The organism is Niveispirillum sp. FG156 (genome assembly GCF_057809555.1).
Genome location: NZ_JBMDKE010000027.1, coordinates 26,671 through 53,023, shown reverse-complemented (window position 1 = coordinate 53,023; position 26,353 = coordinate 26,671). Strand labels below are relative to the sequence as shown.

At 64.2% G+C, this 26,353-nt stretch carries 22 protein-coding genes; 12 read left to right on the top strand and 10 right to left on the bottom strand.

What is annotated here, in order from left to right:
* Positions 1-19: 19 nt before the first annotated feature.
* The 4 genes from ACODSP_RS17775 to cueR all read right to left on the bottom strand — a co-directional run bounded on the left by ACODSP_RS17775 (position 20) and on the right by cueR (position 4,145).
* Entirely contained in the window at positions 20-688 is a 669-nt protein-coding gene (locus ACODSP_RS17775; protein ID WP_488966893.1) for a tetratricopeptide repeat protein, read from the bottom strand.
* Positions 689-914: 226 nt separating this feature from the next.
* Positions 915-1,589 carry a response regulator transcription factor gene (locus ACODSP_RS17770; protein ID WP_488966892.1) on the bottom strand — a complete coding sequence of 225 codons (675 nt, stop codon included), beginning with the start codon at positions 1,587-1,589 and terminating at the stop codon, positions 915-917.
* Between the two features lie 577 nt (positions 1,590-2,166).
* On the bottom strand, positions 2,167-2,862 hold the full coding sequence (locus ACODSP_RS17765; RefSeq protein WP_488966891.1) for a LuxR C-terminal-related transcriptional regulator: 696 nt from the start codon (positions 2,860-2,862) through the stop codon (positions 2,167-2,169).
* A gap of 893 nt (positions 2,863-3,755) precedes the next feature.
* Entirely contained in the window at positions 3,756-4,145 is a 390-nt protein-coding gene (cueR, locus tag ACODSP_RS17760; protein ID WP_488966890.1) for a Cu(I)-responsive transcriptional regulator, read from the bottom strand.
* Between the two features lie 285 nt (positions 4,146-4,430).
* On the opposite strand from cueR, the gene ACODSP_RS17755 reads away from it, so the two are divergent.
* Positions 4,431-6,797: a Tex family protein gene (locus ACODSP_RS17755; protein WP_488966889.1), complete on the top strand. Its 2,367-nt coding sequence runs from the start codon at positions 4,431-4,433 to the stop codon at positions 6,795-6,797.
* A 211-nt stretch (positions 6,798-7,008) separates the two neighbouring features.
* Complete coding sequence (locus ACODSP_RS17750) at positions 7,009-7,323, top strand: hypothetical protein (protein WP_488966888.1); 315 nt, start codon at positions 7,009-7,011, stop codon at positions 7,321-7,323.
* A 56-nt stretch (positions 7,324-7,379) separates the two neighbouring features.
* On the opposite strand, the gene ACODSP_RS17745 is transcribed toward ACODSP_RS17750, so the two are convergent.
* The 3 genes from ACODSP_RS17745 to rhmD are packed head-to-tail and all read right to left on the bottom strand — an operon-like array spanning position 7,380 to position 10,210.
* On the bottom strand, positions 7,380-8,129 hold the full coding sequence (locus ACODSP_RS17745) for an SDR family NAD(P)-dependent oxidoreductase (protein ID WP_488966887.1): 750 nt from the start codon (positions 8,127-8,129) through the stop codon (positions 7,380-7,382).
* Positions 8,126-8,989: a 2,4-didehydro-3-deoxy-L-rhamnonate hydrolase gene (locus ACODSP_RS17740; RefSeq protein ID WP_488966886.1), complete on the bottom strand. Its 864-nt coding sequence runs from the start codon at positions 8,987-8,989 to the stop codon at positions 8,126-8,128. The genes ACODSP_RS17745 and ACODSP_RS17740 overlap by 4 nt, the downstream gene beginning before the upstream one ends.
* 33 nt (positions 8,990-9,022) lie before the next feature.
* Complete coding sequence (rhmD, locus tag ACODSP_RS17735; RefSeq protein ID WP_054167634.1) at positions 9,023-10,210, bottom strand: L-rhamnonate dehydratase; 1,188 nt, start codon at positions 10,208-10,210, stop codon at positions 9,023-9,025.
* 279 nt (positions 10,211-10,489) lie between these two features.
* On the opposite strand from rhmD, the gene lra1 reads away from it, so the two are divergent.
* The 4 genes from lra1 to ACODSP_RS17715 all read left to right on the top strand — a co-directional run bounded on the left by lra1 (position 10,490) and on the right by ACODSP_RS17715 (position 14,118).
* Positions 10,490-11,254 (top strand): L-rhamnose 1-dehydrogenase Lra1, encoded by a 765-nt coding sequence (gene lra1, locus ACODSP_RS17730; RefSeq protein ID WP_488966885.1) that lies wholly within the window; start codon positions 10,490-10,492, stop codon positions 11,252-11,254.
* Positions 11,255-11,363: 109 nt separating this feature from the next.
* Positions 11,364-12,110, top strand: coding sequence for a (Fe-S)-binding protein (locus tag ACODSP_RS17725; protein WP_488966884.1), 747 nt, complete (start codon positions 11,364-11,366; stop codon positions 12,108-12,110).
* Complete coding sequence (locus ACODSP_RS17720; RefSeq protein WP_488966883.1) at positions 12,107-13,507, top strand: LutB/LldF family L-lactate oxidation iron-sulfur protein; 1,401 nt, start codon at positions 12,107-12,109, stop codon at positions 13,505-13,507. The genes ACODSP_RS17725 and ACODSP_RS17720 overlap by 4 nt, the downstream gene beginning before the upstream one ends.
* Positions 13,507-14,118 (top strand): LutC/YkgG family protein, encoded by a 612-nt coding sequence (locus ACODSP_RS17715; RefSeq protein ID WP_488966882.1) that lies wholly within the window; start codon positions 13,507-13,509, stop codon positions 14,116-14,118. The genes ACODSP_RS17720 and ACODSP_RS17715 overlap by 1 nt, the downstream gene beginning before the upstream one ends.
* 181 nt (positions 14,119-14,299) lie before the next feature.
* Here the strand turns inward: ACODSP_RS17715 and ACODSP_RS17710 are convergent, their stop codons facing one another.
* The 3 genes from ACODSP_RS17710 to ACODSP_RS17700 all read right to left on the bottom strand — a co-directional run bounded on the left by ACODSP_RS17710 (position 14,300) and on the right by ACODSP_RS17700 (position 20,283).
* Positions 14,300-16,114: an IlvD/Edd family dehydratase gene (locus tag ACODSP_RS17710; RefSeq protein ID WP_488966881.1), complete on the bottom strand. Its 1,815-nt coding sequence runs from the start codon at positions 16,112-16,114 to the stop codon at positions 14,300-14,302.
* Positions 16,115-16,324: 210 nt separating this feature from the next.
* Entirely contained in the window at positions 16,325-16,966 is a 642-nt protein-coding gene (locus ACODSP_RS17705; RefSeq protein WP_488966880.1) for a GntR family transcriptional regulator, read from the bottom strand.
* A 113-nt stretch (positions 16,967-17,079) separates the two neighbouring features.
* Positions 17,080-20,283 carry a ligand-binding sensor domain-containing diguanylate cyclase gene (locus ACODSP_RS17700; protein WP_488966879.1) on the bottom strand — a complete coding sequence of 1,068 codons (3,204 nt, stop codon included), beginning with the start codon at positions 20,281-20,283 and terminating at the stop codon, positions 17,080-17,082.
* A 97-nt stretch (positions 20,284-20,380) separates the two neighbouring features.
* On the opposite strand from ACODSP_RS17700, the gene ACODSP_RS17695 reads away from it, so the two are divergent.
* The 6 genes from ACODSP_RS17695 (at position 20,381) to ACODSP_RS17670 (ending at position 26,346) form a co-directional block, all read left to right on the top strand.
* Complete coding sequence (locus ACODSP_RS17695; protein ID WP_488966878.1) at positions 20,381-21,244, top strand: metallophosphoesterase family protein; 864 nt, start codon at positions 20,381-20,383, stop codon at positions 21,242-21,244.
* 159 nt (positions 21,245-21,403) lie between these two features.
* The gene (locus tag ACODSP_RS17690; RefSeq protein WP_156344545.1) at positions 21,404-21,616 is read left to right on the top strand and encodes a hypothetical protein; all 213 of its coding nucleotides are present in this window, start codon (positions 21,404-21,406) and stop codon (positions 21,614-21,616) included.
* A 195-nt stretch (positions 21,617-21,811) separates the two neighbouring features.
* The gene (locus ACODSP_RS17685; RefSeq protein WP_488966928.1) at positions 21,812-24,076 is read left to right on the top strand and encodes an LPS-assembly protein LptD; all 2,265 of its coding nucleotides are present in this window, start codon (positions 21,812-21,814) and stop codon (positions 24,074-24,076) included.
* On the top strand, positions 24,076-24,459 hold the full coding sequence (locus ACODSP_RS17680; RefSeq protein ID WP_054167621.1) for a helix-turn-helix domain-containing protein: 384 nt from the start codon (positions 24,076-24,078) through the stop codon (positions 24,457-24,459). Before ACODSP_RS17685 ends, ACODSP_RS17680 begins: the two co-directional genes overlap by 1 nt.
* Positions 24,460-24,662: 203 nt before the next feature.
* Positions 24,663-25,718: a methionine ABC transporter ATP-binding protein gene (locus ACODSP_RS17675; RefSeq protein WP_488966927.1), complete on the top strand. Its 1,056-nt coding sequence runs from the start codon at positions 24,663-24,665 to the stop codon at positions 25,716-25,718.
* Positions 25,687-26,346 (top strand): methionine ABC transporter permease, encoded by a 660-nt coding sequence (locus ACODSP_RS17670; RefSeq protein WP_054167620.1) that lies wholly within the window; start codon positions 25,687-25,689, stop codon positions 26,344-26,346. The genes ACODSP_RS17675 and ACODSP_RS17670 overlap by 32 nt, the downstream gene beginning before the upstream one ends.
* Positions 26,347-26,353: the final 7 nt, after the last annotated feature.

Below are 26,353 nucleotides of genomic sequence, written 5' to 3'. Positions count from 1 at the left end.
CTTTTCCTTGATCCCGGACTTATTTCGTCGCCGCGTACAGCGCGGCCAGTTCGGTGGCACGGGCGCGTAGCGCCTGCGGAGCGGTGCTGTCTTCCGACAGTTCCTTGAACAGGGAGGCGGCACCGGCATTATCGCCGGCGCGGGCTGCCAGCAGGCCAGATGCCTCCGTCGCCGCCGCCTTCCAGGCATTGCCGGCCTTCAGCAGCGGTACCAGACGGGTGCGCAGGGCGGCGGCATCGCCGGTATCCAGCTGCAATTGCACCGACAGGAGCGTGGCCAGATCGCGCAGCATCGGATCGGTGCCAGCAGTACCGGCCACCTGATCGTAAAGGGCGATGGCCTTGTCACGCTCGCCTTCACGGGCACGCAGGCCGGCCTCATACAGGCGGGCCATATCGGCATGGCCGTCACCCAGCTTGGCGCCAACGGCGGACAGCGCGTCGGCGGCGGCCTTCAGGTCGGGCTGGCTGTTCTCGTCGGCGGGGCGCAGCTTGGCCAGCGCCTCGGACAGGACGGCGGTGCGCTCCTCCATCCGAGTGGTGCGCCAATGCTTCCAGCCGACATTGCCAGCCGTGGCCGCCACCACCAGAACGGCAGCCGCGATGACGAAACCGCCATACCGCTTCCAGAACGTCATGATCTGGTCGCGGCGCAGATCCTCGTCAACTTCGCGAAAGATATCGGACATGCATCACCCTCGGCTGCTTGCCGAACGAATAAATAAAGGGCGGCGATAGCAGACCCCCCGTTCCCGGTCAAGGCAGCTGCCCCCGCATCGTCCCCCTTGCACGCCCGGACGGGGCGGAACAAGCGGTGCGAACGCCGATACAATACGCTGCTTTCTGGCAATTGCGGGGCAAAAAGCAAAGGGGCGGCCCTTGGCCGCCCCCATCCCTATCCACCGCCGAGCAGGATCAGGCGCTGGTAACAACCGCTTCCACCACCGGCAGATCCAGCCAATCGGCAGCAACCATGGCCTGGGTGCGGTTACGCACGCCCAGCGCCTTGAAGATGGCCGTGATGTGAATCTTCACGGTCCCGACGGTAAGATCCAGCGCCTCAGAAATTTCCTGATTGTTGCGACCGGCGCGGATCATCGACAGAATCTCACGCTGGCGTGGGGTCAGCTGCTTGCCCGCGTCCTCACGGAAGAAGCCGGCAGGCACGGGACCGGCCACCGTCATCAACGGCTCCCCACCCGGGCGCATGGCAACGACCGGCGGCACGAACACGCCACCGTCGCGCACCACTTCCAGCGCGCTCAGCAGTTCATCACCGACATCGCTGCGGCGAATATAGGCACGCGCCCCTTCGCCCAGCGCGGCACGCATGCGATCTGGGTCATTCCCGCCCACCGCTATCAGCGGCACGTTCGGGCAGCGCTGCACAAATTCCTTGATGGCGCCACGCACCGCCATGGTGGTGGAGACCATACCGACGATCGACGCCTGCGGGTTTGCCTTGGCCACCTGCGCCAGATCGGCCAGATCGGCGACTTCATCAACAGGGTCGTTAACCCCGGCGCGGCGCGCCAGCTGGCGGACACGGGTAACGAACGCGGCTTCGTGATCGATCAGTATCAAACGCATTTCAACGGCCTCTCAGGCTCCAACCGCAACCTGCCATGGATGCTGGGCACCGGCATTTCCCTACTATACACAAGCTTTCGGCTTCCTACAATTTTATGCAGCGCTCGCTGCAAAAATCGTCCAAGCCCTGGAAATCCTTGATATCCGCTGCTGACTCCTCCAGCCCCTCGCCTCCCCCTCTATACCACCAATAAGATGTAGAGGACCTAGACCGTCGCCGAACACGCCAACGCTTTCTTATCAAGCACTTAAGTCGAGCTTTCGGCTCGGCCTGTATGCGCTAACAACTTCCTGCTGGCACTTAGGAAATTATTAACGGATCACCACTGCACCACCTGCTCATCTTCAATAATAAATCAAAAATCTCAAAATGTAATACCCTTGTAACGCGCTATCCCTCAGGATAGCGCAGGGACTGCCCCTCCATAGGCGCATGATGCTGCTGGCGCCTACGCAGGCCCCATGAAACATACTAAAATATGCCACCCGACTGAATTGCAGAGGCCATATGAAAAAGGGGTGCGGTCCCCCGACAGCGCGGAACGACCGACCCCCAGGGTAAATGGCGCATATCCGGTCAGGCGGAGGCCATACCACCCGCAGCAGGCCCATCACTGTTCGCGGCCTGCGTACCTTCTGATGCGCCGAGTCCATTATTCATGGCCCAGATTGCGGCCTGGGTGCGGTTGACGGCATTGATCTTGCGCAACAGGCTTTTCAGATGGACCTTAACGGTCGCTTCCGTGATGCCCAGGTTGGCGGCAATGATCTTGTTGCTGTCGCCGTCGATCAGGCATCGCAGAATCTGCGTCTCACGCTGCGACAGGCCTTTGCGCAGGGCCGTGATCTCCGTGGCCGGCTGCGGCTGTACCTGACCGGTCACCAGAAGGTCGGCGAGATGGGTCGGGAACACCTTCTCCCCCATCATTACGAGACGCAGCGATTGGGCCAGCGCATCGGCTGACATGTCCTTCATGAGATATCCTGCGACCCCGACCTCCAGCGCCTGGGTCAGGCGCCGCGCATCAAGCCCGCCCGTCAGGATCACCATGGGCACCGGCATCACCTGGCGAAGCTGTGACAGCCGCGCCATGGCCGACACATCCTCACCCGGATCGACCAGGATCAAATCAGCCGTCGCCGGTGGTTCCGCCGCAAGAGCTTCTTCTATGCTGGCAAATTCCGCCGCCACATTGAACGGCACATCCAGCAGCAGGCGGCTCAGCCCCTCCCGGAACAGCTTGTTCGCGTCGATCAGAATAACGGTCTGCATATCTTGGCCCTCACTGAACGGCACCGGCCCCCATTCGGTGGGGGAATGGTCAGGCGACCTTCCGGCGACAATTTCCAACTTAATAGACTTTAGCCTTCCACGAAGGATTCCAATAGCTCTCTAAGGCCGTATTTCATGAATACTTTCGGCCTATGCCAGTAAATCTGCCCAAAAATTGTCAGAATTGGGCCGTCAGTTTGCCCTATCCGCATTAAGGCATAGCCAAAATTGACAGGCAGCACCAGGACGCCCTATGTCGATTATCATCATATTTCTGATACAGATTTAAATCATATTATATCGAAATTGGTTTTAATTCTGGCTAACCCTATTACCGGAACAAGATCAGCAAACGCACAGGCACTCATGCGTCACGCACAATGCCAGACACACAGAATCGCATGGACAATGCTGCACCGCAGCAGAACGGCGGCCCGGCCATCCCTGTGGATGAATGGTAATTCATATTCATTTGGAAGGGTTTATCGGGGGACAACGCAGTCCCCGCGGAACATCTGGGTTCCAAGCGGCACGCCGATGATTGTCCACCGGTGGCACCAGAAATGACAACAGCCCCGAAACGGGGCTGTCTTTATGCTTGCCATCGACCCGCATTGGAGCCATATTTTGCATCGCAGCACGTTGTGCTGCTTGCCCTTATCGGGCGTTTCCTCCCTAAACTCAGGCCGCTCATGTAGCGGCCTTTCTTTTTGCCCGCTTCATGAACCCGGAACGTGCCGCTTGAAACAAGTGAAACGCTCCGGCCTGGGTGACGACTATTTCTTTCAAATCGCGCCCCGGGTCAAGCCATTTTCTTCCCAAGGCTTAAAAAAGTCTTAAAGGCAGGCCATCGGACCGATATCGCCAGCCGATAGATCGCCATGCTATCGATATCACCCGGCCAATCCCTCCAGAATCGGGCAATGGGGGCGGTCATCGCCCTGGCAGCGGTCGGCAAGGTCGGTCAGGCTGGCGCGCATGACCTGAAGCTCAGCAATCTTGCGGTCCAAGGTCGCGATATGATCCAGCGCCAGCTTTTTGACTTCGCAGGATGACCGCTCCCGGTCGCCCCACAGGCGCAGCAGCGCGTCGATATCCTCCAGCGCGAAGCCCAAATCACGGGCATGGCGGATAAAGCGCAGGGAATGGATGTCGGCATCGGTATAGACCCGATACCCTGATTCGGTTCGCAGGGCCGGCTTGATCAGGCTGATGCTTTCATAATGCCGGATCATCTTGGCCGATACGCCCGTGGCCGCTGCCGCCTCTCCGATATTCATCATCCCCTCCCCTGCCCGTGGCAGCCCCAGCATGGCGTAAAAAAAACCCCGTCGCCATCGGGCGCCGGGGTTTTGAAGATGGGAACTTCTGGGAGGGAAACAACAGAAGATGTTGCTGAAAGCAGTTATAGGGGTAGAGGGGTTATGGAATGGTTAATCGCGGTGACCGCGAACGCAGCTCTGCACTGCGGCGATGCATAGGTGGCACCACCATTCCTGATCGCTTCCCCCCTGCCCCCACGATGCGCTATCACCCACCCCCTGGTTTCTTCTTCCAAGGCCTGTTGCATGCTTTCCATCGCCCATAAGATCGCCGCCGAACTGTCCGTCCGCCCCGCCCAGGTGGAGGCGGCGGTGGGCCTGCTGGATGAGGGTTCGACCGTTCCCTTCATCGCCCGCTACCGCAAGGAAGTGACAGGCGGCCTGGACGACACGCAGCTGCGCAATCTCGAAGAACGCCTGCGCTATCTACGGGAGATGGAGGAACGGCGCGCCACCATCCTGGCCAGCATCAATGAACAGGGCAAGATGACGCCCGACCTGGCCAAGCAGATCCATGAGGCCGACACCAAGACCCGGCTGGAGGATCTGTACCTCCCCTACCGCCCCAAGCGCCGCACCAAGGCGATGATCGCGCGGGAGGCCGGGCTGGAGCCGCTGGCCGACCGTCTGCTGTCCACCCCCACATGCTCGCCGGAAGCGGAGGCAGCGGGCTTTGTCAGTGCGGACAAGGGTGTCGCCGATGTGAAGGCGGCCCTGGAGGGTGCGCGCGCCATTCTGGTGGAACGGATGGGCGAGGATGCGACCCTGGTGGGCCACCTGCGCGACTTCTCCCAGTCCCAGGGCCGCGTCGTGTCGGGCTTGGTGGAGGGCAAGGCCGAAGAAGGCGCCAAGTTCAGCGACTATTTCGATTTCTCCGAACCCCTGACCAAGATGCCATCGCACCGCGCCCTGGCCCTGTTCCGGGGCCGCGCCGCCGGTGTGCTGGATCTGAAGCTGGCCGTTGGCGATGAACCGCCGGCGGGATCGCCGCACCCGGCGGAGGGGCTGATCGCCGCCGCGTTCGGTATTCAGGATCGTGGCCGGCCCGCCGACCGCTGGCTGGCCGAATGCTGCCGCTGGGCCTGGAAGACCAAGATTTCCCTGCATATCGAACTGGACCTGATGAATGTCCTGCGCGAGAAGGCGGAGGATGAGGCCATCCATGTCTTTGGCCGCAATCTGAAGGACCTGCTGCTGGCCCCGCCCGCCGGACAGCGCGCCACCCTGGGCCTGGACCCCGGCATCCGCACGGGCGTGAAGGTGGCCGTAGTCGATGCTACCGGCAAGCTGTTGGATACCGGTGTGATCTACCCGCATGAGCCGCGCAAGGATTGGCAGGGATCGCTGGCGACCCTGGCCGCGTTGGTGAAGCGTCATGATGTGGACCTGATCGCCATCGGCAATGGCACCGCCAGCCGGGAGACGGACAAGCTGGCCGCCGACCTGATCGAACTGCTGGGCGATCAGCGCATCACCAAGGTGATGGTGTCGGAGGCAGGGGCATCCGTGTATTCGGCCTCCGAAGTGGCGGCGCTGGAATTCCCCAAGCTGGACGTGACCTTGCGCGGGGCCATCTCCATCGCCCGGCGTTTGCAGGACCCGCTGGCCGAACTGGTGAAGATCGACCCGAAATCCATCGGCGTCGGCCAGTATCAGCATGATGTCAGCCCCGCCAAACTGTCCCGCGCGCTCGATGCCGTGGTCGAGGATTGCGTGAACGGCGTCGGCGTCGATCTGAATACGGCATCGGTGCCGCTGCTGGCCCGTGTGTCGGGCCTGTCGGAGACGGTGGCCAAGAATGTCATCGCGTTCCGGGATGAAAAGGGCGCCTTCCGTTCCCGCCGACAATTGCTGGACGTGCCGCGCCTGGGGCCGAAGGCGTTTGAGCAGGCGGCGGGCTTCCTGCGCATCCGCGACGGGGAGAACCCGCTGGACGGCTCCTCGGTCCACCCGGAAGCCTATCCCGTGGTCGAACGCATCCTGAAGAAGACGGGCCGGCCCTTGGCCAAACTGATCGGCGATGTCGGCTTCCTGCAATCACTCGACCCCGCCGATTTCACGGATGAGAAGTTCGGGATCCCCACCGTCAGCGACATCCTGAAGGAACTGGAAAAGCCCGGCCGCGATCCGCGCCCGGAATTCAAGACCGCCCAGTTCAAGGAAGGGGTGGAGGAGTTGAAGGATCTACAGCTCGGCATGGTGTTGGAAGGGGTGGTGACCAATGTCACCGCCTTTGGCGCCTTCGTCGATGTCGGTGTGCATCAGGATGGGCTGGTCCATATCAGCCAGCTGTCCCATACCTTCGTGAAGGACCCGCACAGTGTCGTGAAGGCCGGCGACATTGTGAAGGTCAAGGTCATGGAAGTGGATTTGAAGCGCAAGCGCGTGGCCCTGACCATGAAACTGGACGAACGCCCGGCCCCCGCCCGGCCCGCCACCCCCGGCCCGGATCGGCGCGACGATCGCCGGGGCCCGCCGCCGGCCCGGCCGCAGCAAGGACAGCAGCGCCCGCCGCAGCAGAACAACAATCCGCCACCGAAGAAGCCCGCACCGGTGGAAGACAACGCCTTTGCAGCGGCCTTCGCGGCGGCCAAGGCGAAGGGCAAGCGGTAACGGTCGCTCCCTCACCCTCCCAAACGCTGCCGCGTTCGGGCCCCTCCCTCTCCCGCCCAAGCGGGCGAGGGGCGAAACTTCTTCCCTCGCCCACGAAGGTGGGAGAGGGAGGGGCCCGTTGGCGCCGGCCAACGGGAGGGTGAGGGCGCAACCGTCCACATAAAAGCCGCAATCCCAACCCCTGCTCCCAGGGAGATTTCGGGGGATTACCGTGCGGCATCTTTCACTGATCGGCCTGATTCTGGCCCTGACCGCCTGCGCGCAGACGCCGGCACCACCGTCAACCCCCACACAGCCCACCAGCATCGATAACGGCCTGGGCAGCCAGTTCGGCAATTATGAGAATTACGAGACGGGCGGCAGCCATCAAAGCCCGTCCGGCCCCTGCCCGATCTATGCCTGGGACCGACCGATCAGTAGCGGGCGGGTCATCCGCTATCTTTCCGCCGCCTGCCCCGCCCCCCAACCGGGCCGTCCGGATGCGGTGCGGATCATTGATCTGGGCCGGCAGGTCATCACACCATAAACGAAAAGGGCCGGCCCAACCGGACCGGCCCTCCCCATACTCAACCCACTGAAAACTCAGTACGTCGTGCGGCCACCGGAAATGTCGAAGGTCGACGCGGTGGTGAAGCTGCATTCCGTGCTGGCCATCCAGCTGATCATGGCCGCGACCTCATGCACCTCGCCCAGACGCCCGGCGGGGATCTTGGACAGCATGTAATCGACCTGGCTCTGCGGCAGCTGTTCCAGGATCGGGCTTTTGAAGGTGGCCGGTGTCAGGGCGTTGACCCGGATGCCGGTCTTGGCCAGTTCCTTGCCCAGCGACTTGGTAAAGCCAATCACGCCGGCCTTGGACGCCGAGTAGGCCGAGGCGTTGGGGTTGCCTTCCTTGCCGGCCACCGAGGAGACATTGACGATACGGCCATAATCGTTCTTCAGCATGTGCGGGATGACCGCACGGCAGCAATAGAACAGGCCGTTCAGATTGATGTCGATAACCCGGCGCCAGCTGTCCAGCGGGAATTCCTGCACCGGAACGGTGGCACCGGTAATGCCCGCGCTGGCGATCAGCACATCGACACGGCCCAGCTTTGCGGCCACCGCGTCGGCTGCCGCCTGCACGGCATCGGCATCGGTAACGTCGAGGGAGATTGCGTCAACGGCCCCGGTATCCGCCTGCGCCTGGGTCAACGCGTCGGCATTCATGTCCCAGAGGACGACCTTGGCCCCCTCCTGCGTCAGGCGGGCTGCGACTTCCCGGCCCACGCCGGAAGCGCCGCCGGTGACGATGGCGACCTGGCCCTTAAAACGGTCGGCGTAGATGCTCATGCCACACCTTCCTGGGTCCAGGCGATGACCTCCTGGCGCTGCTCGCCCAGCTTTTCGATGCCCAGGCGCATGACGTCGCCGGCCTTCAGATATTTCGGCTCCGGCTTCTGGCCCAGACCCACGCCCGGCGGGGTGCCGGTGGTGATCAGGTCGCCCGGCTCCAGCGTGATGAACTGGCTGATATAGGCGACCAGCTGACGGCAGGTGAAGATCATGGTCTTGCTGCTGCCATTCTGATAGCGGTGGCCGTTCACCTCCAGCCACATGGACAGGTTCTGCGCATCGCCCACCTCGTCCGAGGTCACGACCCAGGGGCCGACGGGGCCGAACGTGTCACAGCCCTTGCCCTTGTCCCAGGTACCGCCGCGTTCGATCTGGAAGGCGCGTTCGGACACGTCGTTGATCAGGACATATCCCGCGACATGGTCAAGCGCGTTCTCCTCGCTGACATAGCGGGCGCGGCTGCCGATGACGATGCCCAGCTCCACTTCCCAATCGGTCTTGACCGAGTCCTTGGGGATCATCACCGGATCATTGGGGCCGGTCAGGCAGGAGACGGCCTTGGTGAACAGCACCGGCTCCGTCGGGATCGGCAGGTTGCTCTCCGCCGCATGGTCGGCGAAGTTCAAACCGACGGCGATGAATTTGCGCACGCCATTGATGGGCACGCCATAACGCGGGGACCCTTCCACCGTCGGCAGGCTGTTCGGGTCAATGGCGGCGATCTTGGCCAGACCGGCGGGCGACAGCACGTCCGGGGTGATGTCGGCAACAACACCGGACAGGTCGCGGATGGTGCCGGTGGCATCCATCAGGCCTGGCTTTTCCTGGCCCTTGGGGCCGTAACGCAGCAGCTTCATGACAAGTGGCTTTCGTGATCGGAAATGATTGGATTATTTGCCCTGGCCCACATAAGGCCGGTGCAGCTTGACCTCACGGTTCAGCTCCACGCCGAAGCCGGGCTTGTCGGACAGTTTCAGCTTGCCATTGACGGGCACGGGCTCACCCAGCAGCTGGGGATGGAACATCGGCACGACCTTGTCGGCCTTGGGCGCCATCATCAGGAATTCGGCAAACGGGCTGTTATGGCGCGTGATGACGAAGTGATAGGAATAGACCGACGACCCGTGCGGGATGACCATGATGCCCCGGCTGTCGGCCATGTTGGCGATCTTGGTCAGTTCGGTGACGCCGCCGCACCAGCCCACATCCGGCTGAATGATGTCGCAGCAATCCATTTCCATCAGCATGCGGAAGCCCCAGCGGGTGGCCTCATGCTCACCCGTCGTCACCAACATGCCCGGGGGGGCCTTCTTCTTCAGTTCGGCATAGCCCCAGTAATCGTCGGGCGACAGCGCCTCTTCGATCCATTTCAGGCCATATTCATGCGCCTTGTGGGCCAGCTTGGTGGCATAGTTGAGGTCCAGCGACATCCAGCAATCGAACATCAGCCAGAAATCCTCGCCTACCCGCTCGCGCATGGTGGCCAGTTCCTCGATATTCTTGCGCAGGCCCTCTTCGCCTTCCGCCGGGCCGTGATGCAGGGGCATCTTGCCGCCGATGAAGCCCATTTCCTTGGCCAGATCAGGACGCGCGCCGGTGGCGTAGAAGGTCAGCTCATCACGGACAGCACCACCCAGCAGGTGATAGACCGGTTCCTGACGCAGCTTGCCCAGCAGGTCCCACAGGGCCAGGTCGACGCCGGAAATGGCGTTTACCACCAGACCCTTGCGGCCATAATATTGGGAGCCGAAATACATCTGGTCCCAGATCTTCTCCACCTCCACCGGGGAGCGGCCGATCAGGAAGCGGGAGAAATGCTTTTCCACCAGATAGCAGGCCGGTTCCCCACCCGTGGTCACCGCGAACCCGATGGTGCCGTCCGCCGCCTCGATCTCCACCACCAGCGTGCCCAGCACATTGATGCCGAAGCTCTGCCGGCTCTGGCGATATTCGGGATACCGGCTCATCGGCGTGGCGATATGATCGTCGATCCAGTGGCCGTCACCCTGGTCATGGTAATCGGCGCCACCGCCGCGCACCACATAGGCGCGGACATCGCGGATAAGGGGGAAGGCCATGGTGTTTTCACACTCCCTGAAGGGCGTGCGCAGCGGGCAAGGAAGGTGCGCACGTTCTTAATTGTGGGATACAGTTTTATAAAATGGGACAACGCCTGTCAATGCGGTCCTGATACCGGTCACCCTTTCCCGCTGGGGGATCAGGCTTGCGTCGGATTTTGATTTATGAGACATCATTCCGCAATATGAGATTTTACAAAACTGCCGAGGCTTTTAAGCTTTGGTGGTTTTAAGCGCCATCTGGCGTTTGCAGGGAACTGGTCACAAAGGGAGGGTTTTATGCGTTTGTTGGAAGGCAAGACCGTGCTGATCACCGGTGCATCGCGCGGGATCGGGGCGGCTGTGGCGGTCGAATGCGCCCGGCACGGGGCCAATGTCGCCATCAACTATGCCGCCTCCCCCGCCGCTGCCGAGGATGTGGTGGCGCAGATTGAGGCGCTGGGCCAGAAGGCCATTGCCGTCAAGGGCGACGTGGCCGATCCGGCGGCGGCACAGGAATTCGTGAAGGCAGCCGTGGCAGCGTTTGGTGGCGTGGACGTGTTCGTCTCCAATGCCGGTATCTGCCCGTTCCATTCCTTCCTGGACATGCCGGTCGATGTGGTGGACCGCACCATCAAGGTGAACCTGAACGGCGCCTATTACATGACCCAGGCCGCCGCCAACCAGATGAAGAATCAGGGGCGCGGTGGGGCGATCATCGCCATTTCCTCCATCTCCGCCCTGGTCGGTGGCGGCATGCAGACCCATTACACGCCCACCAAGGCCGGTGTGCATTCGCTGATGCAAAGCTGCGCCATCGCCCTGGGCCCCTATGGCATCCGCTGCAACTCCCTGCTGCCGGGCACCATCCTGACCGACATCAACAAGGATGATCTGGCTGACGTGGCCAAGCGCACCTACATGGAAGGCCGCATCCCGCTGGGTCGCCTGGGCCAGCCGGAAGATATGGGCGGGCCGGTGGTGTTCCTGGCGTCCGACCTTGCCCGCTATGTCACCGGTGCCGCATTGCTGGTCGATGGCGGCGCGTTTGTGAATTTACAGTAGAGCGGATTAGGCGGAGCCGTAATCCGCGGAAATCCCGTCATCGTCGCTCCGCGGATTACGGCTCACGCCTAATCCGCGCTACAAACGCACGTCCCGGATGTCCCCCCAAATGCGCGTCTCGCTTTTCATCACCTGCATCAATGACAGCCTGTTTCCCGATACCGGCCGGGCCGTGGTGCGGGTGCTGGAGCGGTTGGGGCACCCGGTGGAGTTTCCGCTGGCCCAGACCTGCTGCGGCCAGATGCATCATAATTCGGGATATCATGATGATGCCGTGGGCTTGGTCCGCCGCTTTGTCGATACGTTCCAGGATGCGGAAACCATCGTGATCCCGTCCACTTCCTGCACCGCCATGGTGCGGGGGCAATATCCCTATCTGGCAAAACATGTCGCCAAGGATGAGGGGCTGCTGCGCGCGGTGGAGGCGATGGCGCCCCGCGTCTTTGAATTCTCCGAATTCCTGACGCAGAAGCTGGGGCTGAGCGATGTCGGCGCCTATTATCCGCACCGCGTCACCTATCACAGCTCCTGCAATTCCCTGCGGTCGCTGCATCTGGGAGACGGGCCGCTGACCCTGCTGCGGCATGTGTCGGGCATCGATCTGGTGGAACTGCCCAATAACCGCGAATGCTGCGGCTTTGGCGGTACCTTCGCCGTGAAGAATGCCGAGACCAGCACCGCCATGCTGACCGACAAGATGCGCCACATCCTGTCCACGGGGGCAGAGATCTGTACCGCCGGCGACAATAGCTGCCTGATGCATATCGGCGGCGGCCTGTCTCGGCAGCGCACAGGCGTGCGCACGGTGCATCTGGCGCAGATCCTGGCCTCCACGGCGGAGGAACCCTGGGCATGACCACCAATTTCCCCACCCGCGCCGCCGATGGCCTGCGCAACACGCAGCAGCGGCGCAACCTGGCCAAGGCCACCCATACCATCCGGGGCAAGACCGCCAAGGTCACCGCCGAACTGCCGGATTGGGAGGCGCTGCGCGAGGCTGGCAAAGCCATCAAGCGTGAGGCCCATGCACGCCTTGACCATTATCTCCTGCAACTGGAGGAGATGGTCATCAAGGCCGGCGGCCATGTGCATTGGGCCGCCGATGCGGCAGAGGCGCGTTCCATCATCGTCCGCCTGACGAGGCAAGCCGGCACCGATCAGGTCATCAAGATCAAGTCCATGACCACGGACGAGATCGAGCTGAACCCCGCCCTGGAAGAAGCCGGCATCCGGCCCTATGAGACCGATCTGGCAGACATGATCGTGCAGATGGCGCGGGAGAAGCCGTCGCATCTGCTGGTCCCTGCCATCCACAAGAACCGCGTGGAAATCCGCGATCTGTTCCGGGCGGAGATGGGGGAACATGGCACGGGCCTGTCCGACCGTCCGCCCGACCTGACGCGCGCCGCCCGCGCCTATCTGCGCCAGAAATTCATGGAGACGAAGGTCGCCATCAGCGGCGCCAACTTCGCCGTGGCGGAGACGGGAACGGTGGGCGTGGTGGAATCGGAGGGCAATGGCCGCATGTGCCTGACCCTGCCGCAGGTCCTGATCTCCATCATGGGCATTGAGAAGGTGCTGCCGCGCTTCGACGATTTGTCGGTGTTCCTCCAGCTTCTGCCCCGTGCCGCCACGGGGGAGCGGATGAACCCCTATAATTCGCTCTGGACCGGGGTGCATGCGGGCGACGGGCCGCGCGAATTCCATCTGGTGCTGCTGGACAATGGCCGCAGCAAAATCCTGGCGGATGAGGTGGCGCGGGAGACGCTGCACTGCATCCGCTGTTCGCGCTGTCTGAATGTCTGCCCCGTCTATGAGCGGGCGGGCGGCCATGCCTATGACAGCATGTATCAGGGACCCATCGGCGCCATCGTCACGCCGCAGCTGCGTGGCCTGGAGGAGGCGGGGAGCCTCCCCTATGCCAGCAGCCTGTGCGGCGCGTGTCATGAAGTATGCCCGGTCAAGATCAACATCCCCCAGATCCTGGTCCATCTGCGTGGCCGCGTGGTTCGCGAGGGACATGCGGGCAAGGGAGAGGCGCTGGCCATGGGCGTCGCCGCCCGCATGTTCGGCAATCAGGGGGCCTTGGACTGGTCATTGTGGGCCGGGCGGCTGGGTCAGAAGCTGCTGATACGGGATGGCACCCTGCCCTGGCTGCCCCCGCCCTTATCCGGCTGGACCCTGTCGCGGGATTTCCCGGCGCTGCCGAAACAGAGCTTCCGCGACTGGTGGCAGAAGCGGGGGGACAAGTGATGAACGGTCGTGACCTGATCCTGTCGCGCGTGCGTGCGGCCATCGCCGGAAGCCCGCCGCCTGTCACCCCCGCCCCGGCCATCAACCGCGTGTGGGAGGGCGACCGCGAAGCCATGGTGGAACGGTTCCTGGACCGGCTGCGCGATTACAATGTCGGCGTGGCCCGGACCAGCGGCCCTGTCGCCCCTGCGGTGGCCAGCATTCTGGCGGGCCGTGGCATTGACCGGCTGGCCATACCGACCGACCTGCCGGCGGAATGGCGGCCCGATGGGGTGGCACTGGTGCCCGATGATAATCTGCCCTATGGCGCGCTGAACGCCATTCCCGGCGCCCTGACCGGGGCAGCCCTGGCGATTGCCGAGACGGGCAGTATCGTGCTGGATGGCGGGGCGACGCAGGGACGGCGCGCCCTGACCCTGCTACCCGATTATCACCTTTGCGTGGTACGGGCCGAACAGCTGGTCGGGCTGGTGCCGGAGGCTATCGCAGCCCTGGTGCCCACCCGCCCCATCACCTTCTGCTCCGGCCCGTCGGCCACCGCCGATATCGAGCTGGACCGGGTGGTCGGCGTGCATGGGCCCAGGCGGCTGGATGTGTTGTTTGTGGGGTAGCGCGGTCGCGTCCCTTCTCATACCTTTTCGTCATCCCGGCGAAAGCCGGGACCCAGGGGCCAAATGCCCGACCTATCGGCTGCGTTGATTGACGCTGCGTAGAGGTTTGATCTTGTGACCCCTGGGTCCCGGCTTGCGCCGGGATGACGAAGAAAGAGGTGTTCGACGAGGAGAAGCACCCTCAGTGATTATCCCGTGGCACCCCATAGGTCTCCGCAATGCGCTGGAACTGTGCCGCCGGCTCCAGAATGGCGCCGTCGCCCAGCTGGCCCACCATGCGGCGCTGAATTTCCTGCCACGGCGTTTGCGAGGCCGGATAGCGATAACCACCCGCCGCCGCCAGTGCCTGCTGGCGTTCGGCGATCTCCGCATCGGGGATCAGGATATCGGCCCGGCCCTTGCGCAGGTCGATCCGCACCCGGTCACCGCTGCGCAGGATGGCGAGATTGCCGCCCGCCGCCGCCTCCGGTGAGGCGTTCAGGATGGAGGGTGAGCCTGACGTGCCCGACTGCCGCCCGTCGCCGATGCAGGGTAGGACGCTGACCCCCTGTTTGATCAGATAGGCGGGGGGCCGCATGTTCACCACTTCTGCCGCCCCTGGATAACCGATGGGGCCGGCCCCGCGCATCACCAGGATGTCATTGGGGCCGATATCCAGTGCGGGATCGTCGATGCGGTGATGATAATCCTCCGGCCCGTCGAACACGAAGGCACGGCCTTCGAACGCCTCGGGATCGGTGGGGTTGGACAGGTAGCGCTCCCGGAATTCCGCGCTGATCACCGAAGTCTTGACGATGGCGTTATCAAACAGGCTGCCACGCAACACGATGAAACCGGCCTCGGGCTTCAGCGGATTGTCGAAGGTGCGGATAACCTCCGGCATATCGATCTCGCGGCCCCGGCAATTCTCCCCGATGGTGCGGCCATTGACGGTCATGGCATCTTCGCGGATCAGGCCCTGGCCCATCAGCTGATTGACCACGGCAGGCACGCCACCGGCATGGTGATAATCCTCGCCCAGATATTCCCCCGCCGGCTGCAAATTCACCAGCAGCGGGATCTTGTGACCATAGGTCTGCCAGTCATTCAGCGACAGTTCCACACCCATATGGCGCGCGATGGCGGCCAGATGGATAGGGGCGTTGGTGGACCCGCCAATAGCCGAGTTGACCACGATGGCGTTCAGGAAGGCGTCGCGCGTCATGATGTCGGACGGCTTCAGGTCCTCCTCCACCATGTCCACGATGCGCTTGCCCGTCTCATACGCCACCTGCTGCCGCTCCCGGTACGGGGCGGGGATCGCGGCGGAGCCGGGCAGCTGCATGCCCAGCGCTTCGGCCAGCGAATTCATGGTGGTCGCCGTGCCCATCGTGTTGCAGTAGCCCGTGGACGGGGCGGAGGAGGCAACGAGGTCGATGAAACCCTTATAGTCGATCTCACCCGCCGCCATCATCTGGCGCGCCTTCCAGACGATGGTGCCCGACCCCGTGCGCTCCCCCTTGTGCCAGCCATTCAGCATCGGGCCGACCGACAGGGCGATAGCCGGAATATTCACGGTGGCGGCGGCCATCAGCATGGCCGGCGTGGTCTTGTCGCAACCGATGGTCAGCACCACCCCGTCCAGCGGGTAGCCGTAGAGCAGCTCCACCAGCCCCAGATAGGCCAGATTGCGGTCAAGCCCCGCCGTCGGGCGTTTGCCCGTCTCCTGGATCGGATGGACGGGGAATTCGATGGCGATGCCGCCCGCAGTGCGTATGCCTTCCCGGATACGTTCCGCCAGCACCACATGATGGCGGTTGCACGGGGACAAATCCGATCCGGTCTGGGCGATGCCGATGATGGGCTTGCCCGACTGCAATTCCTCCCGGCTCAACCCGAAATTCAGATAGCGCTCCAGATAGAGCGCCGTCATGTCGGCATTGGCGGGGTTGTTGAACCATTCCTGCGACCGCAGGCGGCGGGGTGACGTGCCCTGCGCGACCTGATCCTTGGCCATAACCTATTCTCCCTGGAACCACCGGTACACGCCCTGACGGACGTCCCGACTGTTTTCGGATAGCATGTCCTTTACCAGATTTCCATTATTATATTATAAATATGGAGACGCGACTACATGATGACCGCCACAGGCGGGCTCCAATCCGATTGGCAATGATTTTGTGAAAAGCGCGCCGGCGGAACAAGGCGCGCTACCGCCGCGACTCCGTCAAACCCCGAACTGGACGTGCAGATCGTCCAGCGTGCTGCGGATATGGTCGGCCACCAGACGATCCACCCGTTCCGCATCCATGGATATCCAGGCCTCCAGAATGGCCCGGTGTTCCAGGCGCGCCCGATCCTCCCGCCCCTTCGGTTCCAGATGCAGGCGGACATAGCGTTCCGACAGGATATGAAGCCGTTTCAGCAACTGATAGGTCACGGGCCCGCCCGGCTTGATCAGCGACAGATGGAACAGGCGGTTCTGGGTGACATGATCGGCGCCGTCGCGGTCCTGATCCAGTTCCAGTGCCGTCAGGGCCGCACAGGCCGCCGCATGATGGTCCGGTGTCGCACGGCGCGCGCCATCCACCACGGCGCCGGGTTCCAGCTTCAGGCGCAGGGCGAAGACTTCCGCCGCCTCCGCCTTGGTCAGGGGACGCACCACATAGCCACGGTTGGGATAGGAAATCAGCAGCCCATCCTGTTCCAGGCGGCCCAGCGCCTCCCGCAGGGGGATCTTGCTGACGCCCAGTTCGGTGGCGATCACGTCCTGGCGCAGTGGCGTACCAGCGGGAATGGCGCCGCACAATATCTTGCGCCGCACCGCCTCATAGGTCTGGTCCGACAGGGTTCTGACAATGATGCTCATCGCGGCGCCGGGACTGTGGACGGGGAAATCATCATACTTATACCAGTGACGGGAAGGTCCGTGCGCGGGAAGAATGCACTTTCCAGGGAAAGATGAACGAGCCTGTACAGGCTTTACTGATGGGCGGACAATGGGGCCGGCTGCTGCCCCCGCCCGCCGTCACGCTCGCCGAAGACCACACGGTTGCGGCCGGCCTGTTTGGCGCGGTAAAGCGCGGCATCGACCCGCCCGGTCAGGCGGGCCAGATCATTGTCCGGCGCCCCATATTGGGCACCGCCGACACTGGCCGTCAGGCCGATGACGCTGCCCTCATGTTCCACGGGCTTGGCCGCGACCATCTCCCGGATACGTTCGGCCACGACGCGGGCCTCGGCCTCATCCGTTTCAGGAAGCAGCACGGCCAGTTCCTCTCCGCCGTAACGGGCGACGATATCGGTGGTCCGTACCGATGCCAGCACACGCTGCGCCGCCGCGCGCAGGGCGGCGTCCCCGGCATTATGGCCGAACGTGTCATTCACCAGCTTGAAATGATCCAGATCCACCAGCAGCAGGCTGAATGGACGGCCATAACGCTGCGCACGGTCGATCTCCGCCAGACCGGCCTCATCAAACCGGCGACGGTTCAGAAGGCCAGTCAGGGCGTCGGTAGACGCCAGGCGCTCCAGTTCGGCATTGGCATCGACCAGATCCTGCGTGCGCTGCGCCACCAGCCGTTCCAGCCAGCGCCGCTGCCGCCGCAGGGCCGCCGTTCGGGCCTGGATCACCAGCCCCAGCAGGGCCAGGACGACCAGCGCCGCCCCCACCCGCGCCAATCCCGTCTGGTACCAGGATGGCAGCACGGTGATGGCAACGGTACGCGTGGCACTGCCCCACACCCCTTCCTTGTTGGTGGCGCGCAGACGCAGCGTATAGCTGCCGGGCGGCAGGTTGGTGTAGGTGGCAAGCCGACCCAGCGCGTCCACCTCCACCCAGCCCTTGTCGAACCCGTCCAGCGTATAGCTGTAGCGCAGACTGCCGGGACCGGCATAATCCAGGGCCGCAAAGCCAACGGTCAGCGTCTGGGCCCCTGCCGGCAGGTTGATGGCCGCCTGCGTCGGCTTGGCCGCCTTCGCGGCACCCATGGCCGCTTCCATCGGCGCCAGGGCCGTCAGGTTCAGGGCGGCGGCGGGGATCGGTTCGTTGTCGATACGAACCTCCGTCACCACCAGCGGCGGCTGATAGTCCCATCCGCGCAGGGCGGCGGGGCGCACGACCGTCAACCCCTCCCGCCCGCCGAACAACAGCGCGCCCCCTTGCAGCCGCGCGGCAGAGCCGACCCAGGTCCCCCGCACACCCAGACCGTCATCCCAGCCGACGGCGGTGATGGCGCGGGTGTCGGGATCGATGCGGGCCAGACCGTCCTCCGTGCTGACCCAGATCTGCCCGGCATCGTCCATGACCATGGCCTGCACACTGTCGCCGGGCAGGCCATGGCGCTGTGACAGGGTGGTGAAGCGGTACCGTTCATCCAACAGGTCGCTGCCCAGCACACTGACCCCGCCGCCCAGCGTGCCCACCCAAAGGCGCCCCTGCCGGTCATGGATCAGGCCGGTAATGTAGTTATGGGCCAGCGAGGACCAGTCCCAGGACCGGTTCTGTACCCGGCGGATATGGCCGCTACGCGGGTCGATCAGGTGCAGGCCGCGATGGGTCCCGGCCCAGATGCGCCCATCGGGTGCGGTGGCCAACACACGCACCCGGTCATCGGCCAGGGTGGTGGCGTCATCCGGATCATGGCGGAAATGGGTGACCGCACCGCTGCGCGGATCAAACCGGACCAGGCCATCGGTCGCCAGCCACAATTCCCCGTCACGGACCAGGATGGCATGGATGGGCGACCCGGCAAGGGTCCCCGGCAGGTCGACCTGCCGCACCTGACCCGTCGCCCTGGAATAGCGCGCCAGCCCCAGTTGCGTGCCGATCCAGACGGTGTCCGCTCCCTCCTCCGCCATGGTCAGGACATTGGCGCGCGGCAACCCCAGTCCCGGCGCGCCACCGGGCGGCAACCGGACACGACCGCCCGTGGCGGGATCGAGAATGTCGATGCCCTTCGTCTCAAACCCCAGCCAGACCTTGCCATCCCTGGCCGCCAGGATGGAGCGCACCTGCGGCTCGCTGGGGCTGTCGGGATTGGAGGGGGAGGAGAAGATGGAAAGGATACCCTGATTGGCGGGGTTGTGCACATTCACACCCCCGCCCCAGGTCGCCACCCAGATCAGACCTGACCGGTCCCGCAGCATGCTGCGCACCGCGTCACTGCTAATGCTGGCCAGCACGGCGGGGTCATGGTGGATGGAACGCAGCAAACCGCTTTCCAGATCCAGTTCCAAAAGCCCGCCGGGATCGGTGGCGATCCAGATACGGTCGCGGACATCGCCATCGACACGCAGATCCTGGATGGCCCGGACCTGCGGACGGTCGGCGATACGCCCGTCGGCACGGGCCATGTCATAGGATTGCGAGATGCCGGTTTCCAGATCGTGACAGACGACGATGCCGCCGCGCGTGCCGATCCAGACACGACCGCGCGCATCCTCGAACAAGGTGGTGATGGCGGCATCGGGCGGGATGCTGGGCAGTGACAGCACATCATGCGCATCCTCGAACGCGCTGTGACCCGGACGGCGCAGGGCCAGCCCCCTGTCGGTCGCCACCCAAAGTGTGCCCTGCCGGTCGAACAGCAGATCCAGCACGACATTGCCGGGCAAGCCACCGGGCTCGCCGCCATCCTGTATCTTGTAATTCTCCGCCGCCCCGGTATCGGCATCCAGCCGGGCCAGACCGGAGCGCAACGCCACCCAGATATTCCCTTCCCGGTCTTCGGCGAAGCGATAGGCCGTGGGGTGGGCCAGCCCGCCCGGACCCGCCGGATAGCGGGCAAAGCTCTCCGTTTCCGGAATGAAGCGGGCGACACCGCCATTATTGGTGCCAACCCACAGGCGCCCCCGCTGATCGACATGCAGCGCGTTGACATAGCCGTCGGGCAAGGAGGATGGGTCACGGCTGTCCGGCTGAAACACCCGGAAGCGGTAGCCGTCGAAACGGGTCAGGCCGACCGGCGTGCCAACCCAGATGAAGCCGGCGCGATCCTGCGCGATGGCCGTGACAATATCGCTGGGCAGGCCGGCACCACGACCGATGCGCTCAAAAAGCACCTCGGCCCTGTCATTCCAGTAGCTGTCGCCCTGTGAACCGGAGACAGGGTCAGCCGCCTTTACGCTGCCAACCCCAAACAGGATGCAGAGGAACAGCACGGCAAGTCTGTGGAACCGACGCATGGCCGGCATCCAGCCGTGTGTTGGCCCAACCGCATTGCCCAAACCGCTCCTCCGCCTCAAATTGAACAGAGATTACCATTTCCAGACGGAATTCACCATGCGGCTTCAGGTTGCGGACGGGACAACGGAAAATCCGTCGCGTCTATGGGCCATCAGCGATCTGCATCTGTCCATGTCCGCCAACCGGGCCGGGATCGAGGCGCTGCCCGACCATGGTGTGGACTGGCTGATCCTGGCCGGCGACGTGGCGGAGAAACCGGACGATCTGGCCTGGGCCTTCGATATCCTGTCCCGCCGCTTCGCCCGCCTGATCTGGGTTCCCGGCAATCACGAACTATGGACGGTCAAGGGACCGGACGGCGCGGTTCTGGCGGGAGAGGCCAAGTATAGGGCCATGGTGGATGTGGCCCGCACGCACGGCGTCGTCACGCCGGAGGACCCCTATCCTGTCTGGGAGGGGGCTGGCGGGCCGGTGCTGCTGGCCCCGCTTTTCTTAGGCTTCGACTATTCGTTCCGACCGCCGGAGATAAAGCTGGAAGCCGTGCTTGAATGGGCATGGGAAAAACGGCTGCGCAGCGCCGATGAGACACGCCTGCTGCCCGCCCCCTATCCGACGCGCCAAGACTGGTGCGCCGCCCGCGTCGCCTGGACAAGGACCCGGCTGGAACGGGAGCTGCCGGCGGGAATGCGAACAGTGCTGATCAACCATTATCCGCTGCGCCAGGATCTGGTGACCCTGCGCCGCATCCCGCGCTTCAGCCCCTGGTGCGGGACCACCGCGACCGAGGATTGGCACCAGCGTTTCAACGCACTGGCCTGTATCCATGGCCATCTGCACGTTCCCGCCACCCACTGGCGCGACGGTGTGCGGTTCGAGGAAGTGTCCCTGGGCTATCCAAGGCAATGGCAGCCCCATGGCCGCGGGCCCGACCGGGCCCTGCGGCTGGTGCTGCCTTTATAGCCAGAGGCCGGTATCGGCGGCCGCAATGGCCCGCCCCTCCGTCATGCCGAACTGGATATAGTGCAGCAGCGGGGGGCGGCCCGTGGGGGCCGGCCTGCCCTGGTTGGGATAGGGCGAAACGCGCTATGCTGGGCGCCGGACCATAAGGGGGAGCGGGAATTGCGCGCGGTTTATCTGCTACTGGCCGGGGCCGCCCTGGGCCTGGGGGCGCTGGCCTTCCTCACCTTTCAGGTAACCGACAGCCTGGCGCCCCTGCCTGTGGCCGGACGTGGCGCCATACTGGCTGCCTTCTGCGGGGCCGCCGGACTGTTCAGCCTGTTTGTCTGGCTGCAACGCAAGGCCCGGCGGCAACGGCAGCGGGAGGGGAAATAGGGACTGTTCAGTTTCCTCTCAACAATCCCTTGGTCGGGACCGGGATCATTGCCGCGAAACCACCTTCGTGACCCTTTCGTGGCCCGTCCCCCGACACCATGTCCCACCTGCCTCCCCCTGGCATCAGTTGACAGCGCACCCGGCGTCGGGGACAAGCTAGCACCCGTCGACCGTAAGCCTGAGACGCTGTTGAAAATGCATCCTGCCCGGACCTATCGCCGCCTGCTCCTGTCCACGGCGCTGGCTTTTGGCCTGTCGGGTGCCGTCCTGGCAGCAGAGGACGGGGCACCGAAGGGGGCCAGCCATCATGGCGCCGGTCCCGCTCAGCCGACGGAAAACGGGCAACCCGTGCTGCTGTCCGCCGACAGTGTGGATTACGACCAGGACCTGGGCATCATCACGGCGCGCGGCAAGGTGGAACTGAGCCAGGGCGGGCGTCTGCTGCTGGCCGACAGCGTCAGTTTTTCGGAAAAAACCAACGTCGTCACCGCGTCCGGCAATGTTTCCATCCTGGAGCCGACGGGCGAGGTGATGTTCGCCAACTACACCGAACTGACCGACGATTTGCAGCAGGGCTTTGTGGATCAGGTCCGCATCCTGCTGTCCGACAATTCGAAATTCGCGGCCTTGCAGGGTGAACGGCGTGAAGGCCGCTATACCCGCATGGAAAACGCCGTCTATTCCCCGTGCGAGCTGTGCGCCACCGACCCGTCGCGCCCGCCCATCTGGCAGATCCGGGCCGCCCGCATCACCCATGATCAGCAGGCACACGACGTCTACTACCGCGATGCGACGCTGGAGGTGGCGGGCGTGCCCGTCATGTGGCTGCCCTTCTTCGGCCATCCCGACCCTACCGTGGAACGGCGCAGCGGTTTCCTGACGCCGGGCGGCGGCATCAGTTCCGATCTGGGCACCTATGCCCGCATCTATTATTTCTTCGACATTGACGAGAGCAAGGATTTCACCCTTGAGGTGACGCCCAGCACCGAGGATGGATTGCTGCTGGGCGGGGAATACCGCCAGCGCTTCGCCACCGGCTCCGTCACCCTGTCGGGCAGCGCCGTCTATACCGACCGCGCGCGGGAAACCGCCAGCGGGGTGGTGGAGAAGAAGGAATTTCGTGGCCATATCTTCGGCACGGGCCGCTTCGACATTGATGAAAACTGGCGCTGGGGTTTTGACGTCAAACGCGTGACCGATAACACCCATCTGCTGCGCTATGACTATAGCCGCGAGGATATTCTGGCCAGCCGGGGCTTTGTCGAACGGTTTGAAGGGCGCGATTACCTGGCCCTGAATGTCTATGATTTCCAGGATCTGCGCCCCGGCAACCCGGAGGAAGAACCTGTCGTCCTGCCCATGGTCACCTACAGCGCGCTGGGGGAACCGGGCGGCTTGCTGGGCGGGCGCTGGGCGGCTGATGCCGGGTTCCTGTCGCTGCTGCGCTCATCGGGCAATGATACCCGCCGTGTCTCGTCCGCCGCCGGCTGGCGCCGGGATGACATCACCGGTTTCGGCCTCGTCTCCGTCCTGAAGGCGGAGGCGCGGGCCGATGGCTATTGGGTCTCCAACCTGCGCCGCCCCGATGGCAGCGTGGAACAGGATGACAAGGTCCGTTTGCGCGGCTTCCCGCATGCCGACTGGACCGTCTCATATCCGCTGGCGCGCCAGGATGCGACGGTGCAGACCCTGGTGGAACCCATGGTCATGCTGTCGGCAGCCCCCAATATCGACAATTCCGGCTTTATCCCCAACGAGGACAGCCAGGATATCGAGTTCGATTACACCAACCTGTTCCGCGCCTCGCGCTATCCCGGCATCGACCGGCTGGAGGGCGGGCAGCGCCTGACCTATGGCGTGAAGGCCGGTCTGTACGGGTTCGGCGGCGGCTCCTCCACCCTGTTTCTGGGGCAGAGCCAGCGGCTGGAAGGCGATGCCGATTTCCCCGGCGGTTCGGGCCTGCGTCGCCGCACGTCAGACGTGGTGGGCAAGCTGGAACTGACGCCCAGCCCGTGGATGGACATCTCCTACTCCTTCCGACTGGACAGCGAGACGGGCGCGCAGCGCCTGCACGATGTCTATGGCGTGTTCGGCCCGTCGCAGTTCCGGGTCTCCGGCTCCTATGTCTATCTGGACAAGCTGATCCAGGATGGCGGTCTTGCCACCCGCAACCGGGAGGAACTGACGCTGGGCATCTCCTCGGCGCTCAGCGACCGCTGGTCGGTGGGTCTGGCGCACCGGCGCGATCTGGCGCCCGGCGGCGGCCCCGTCCTGTCCAGCGCCACAATCACCTATCAGGAAGAATGCCTGACCTTCCAGCTTGTGGCGGAACGCGATAATACGCGGCGTACCGGTATCGACCGTGGCGACCGGGTCTTCTTCCGTGTGGCCTTCAAGAATCTGGGGGAGTTCATGAGCCCCGCCCTGTCCGGCTCCGTCTTCGGCCCACAGGACCGCTGATGGAACAGCCGGCGATCAGCGACGATGACCTGTTCCGCTGGCTGGGCTTTCTGGAGGATTATGCCCGCGACTGGGACCGCGCGTTCGAGAACCGGCCCGGCTATTTCACACAGGAATATTGGTACCTGTTCGTGGGCTGTACCGTCAGCCATTGGCGCGGCTCGCCCCTGACGGTCAGTGCCGCCTGTCAGACCATGAAAAGCGGGTCCAACCGCACCCGCGAGGACCGGATCAAGCGCGCCGTCGATGACGGCTATCTGGAAAAGCGCCGCGCCGATCTGGATGGCCGCAACGCCCTGGTGGTGCCCACCCCGAAACTGGAACAGGTGATCCGGGGCCATTTCCAGCGCACCCTGCATATGGCGCGGCAGGCGATTGCCTGAACATCAATATACATGTCTATTGTGTGTTATTATCAGCACCACATAGCTGACGCGTGAATTCGCCGATTGTCGGTGCCGCTTCCCCACTTCACTCTTTGCCATGACAGCAATCCAGGGCAGGATCGGTCAACGACCGCCCGATGAGTGACATGGACGCGATTGTGACAGGACAGGACGCATCCGACGCCGCCACCGCTGAGGTGATGGTGCGGCTGGCGGGTATCGCCAAGACGTTCCACGGCAAGGACGGTCGGGCCGTGGCGGCCCTGGCCGGCATCGACCTTGATATCCCCCGGGGCGGGATCACCGCCATTGTCGGGCCCAGCGGGGCCGGGAAAAGCAGCCTGCTGCGCGCCGTCAACCTGCTGGAACGGCCCGATGCCGGCACCGTCATCGTGGGTGGTCGCGACCTGACCGGCCTGGATGAAGAGAGCCTGCGCCGCGCCCGGCAATCCATCGGCATGATTTTCCAGCATTTCAATCTGCTGGCCAACCGTACCGTGGCGGGCAATGTCGCCCTGTCGCTGGAACTGTCCGGCTGGCCCACGGCGAAGATCGGTCCCCGTGTGGCCGAGCTGCTGGACCTTGTCGGCCTGACCGATAAGGCGACGCAATATCCCGCCGCCCTGTCCGGTGGGCAGAAGCAGCGGGTGGGCATCGCCCGCGCCCTGGCGCCCAATCCGCAGCTGCTGCTGTGTGACGAGGCGACGTCGGCGCTGGACCCCGAAACCACGCGCCAGATCCTGGCCCTGATCCGCCAGATCAACCGGGAACTGGGCCTGACCGTCCTGCTGATCACCCATGAAATGGCCGTGGTGCGGGAGGTTGCGGATCAGGTGGTGGTGCTGGAGGCGGGCCGCATCATTGAACAGGGTCCGGTGGCCCAAGTCTTAGCCCACCCGGCGCATCCCACCACCCGTCGCTTCCTGCTGGGGGAAACCGGCACGGAACTGCCGGCTGCCCTGGCCGCCCGCCTGTCCCCCGCACCCATCGCCGATGGCGCCATCCTGATCCGCCTGCATGCCGTGGGTGCTCTCGCCGCCTCCCCGCTTCTGTCCGATCTGGGGGCTGCCGGCATCAGCGCGCGTCTGGTCGCAGGGCGGGTGCAGCCGCTGGGGGAGCAGCCTTTTGCCGGCCTGATCGCAGCATTGACGGGCGATGCCGGCGCCGTCGACACCGCCATTCATCAATTGCGCGCCCGTGGCGCGGAGATCGAGGTTCTGGGCCATGTCGCCACAGATGCTGTCACTGCTGGCTGACGCCACGGTTCAGACCCTGCTGATGGTCGCGGTCGCGGGCGGGTTGGCCACGCTGGCCGGCGTGCCGCTGGGCCTGTTCCTGGCCCTGTCGGGGTCGGGCGACCTGCTGCCCCGCCCGGCGTTACAGCGCGTGGTCGGCCTGATTGTGAACGCCACCCGCTCCACCCCCTTCATCATCCTGGTGGTGGCCATCGTGCCGCTGACAAGGCTGCTGACCGGCACCTCCATCGGTACCGCCGCGGCGACGGTGCCCCTGACCCTGGCCGCCATCCCCTTCATTGCGCGTGTCGTGGAAGGGGCGGTGCGGGAGGTGGATCACGGTCTGCTGGATGCCGCCCGCGCCATGGGGGCGAAGCCCGGTCAGGTGGTGACCAAGATCCTGCTGCCAGAGGCACGGGCCGGCATCGTGCGCGGCCTGACGCTGGCCGCCGTCAATCTGGTGGGCTATTCCGCCATGGTCGGCGCGGTCGGTGGCGGCGGCCTGGGGGATCTGGGCATCCGCTATGGCTATCAGCGCTTCATGCCGGAAATGATGCTGGCGGTGGTACTGATCCTGATCGTCGTCGTGCAGGTCCTGCAATCGGGCGGCGAGGCGCTGGCCCGCCGCCTGGACAAACGCAACCCTTGAGAATGTG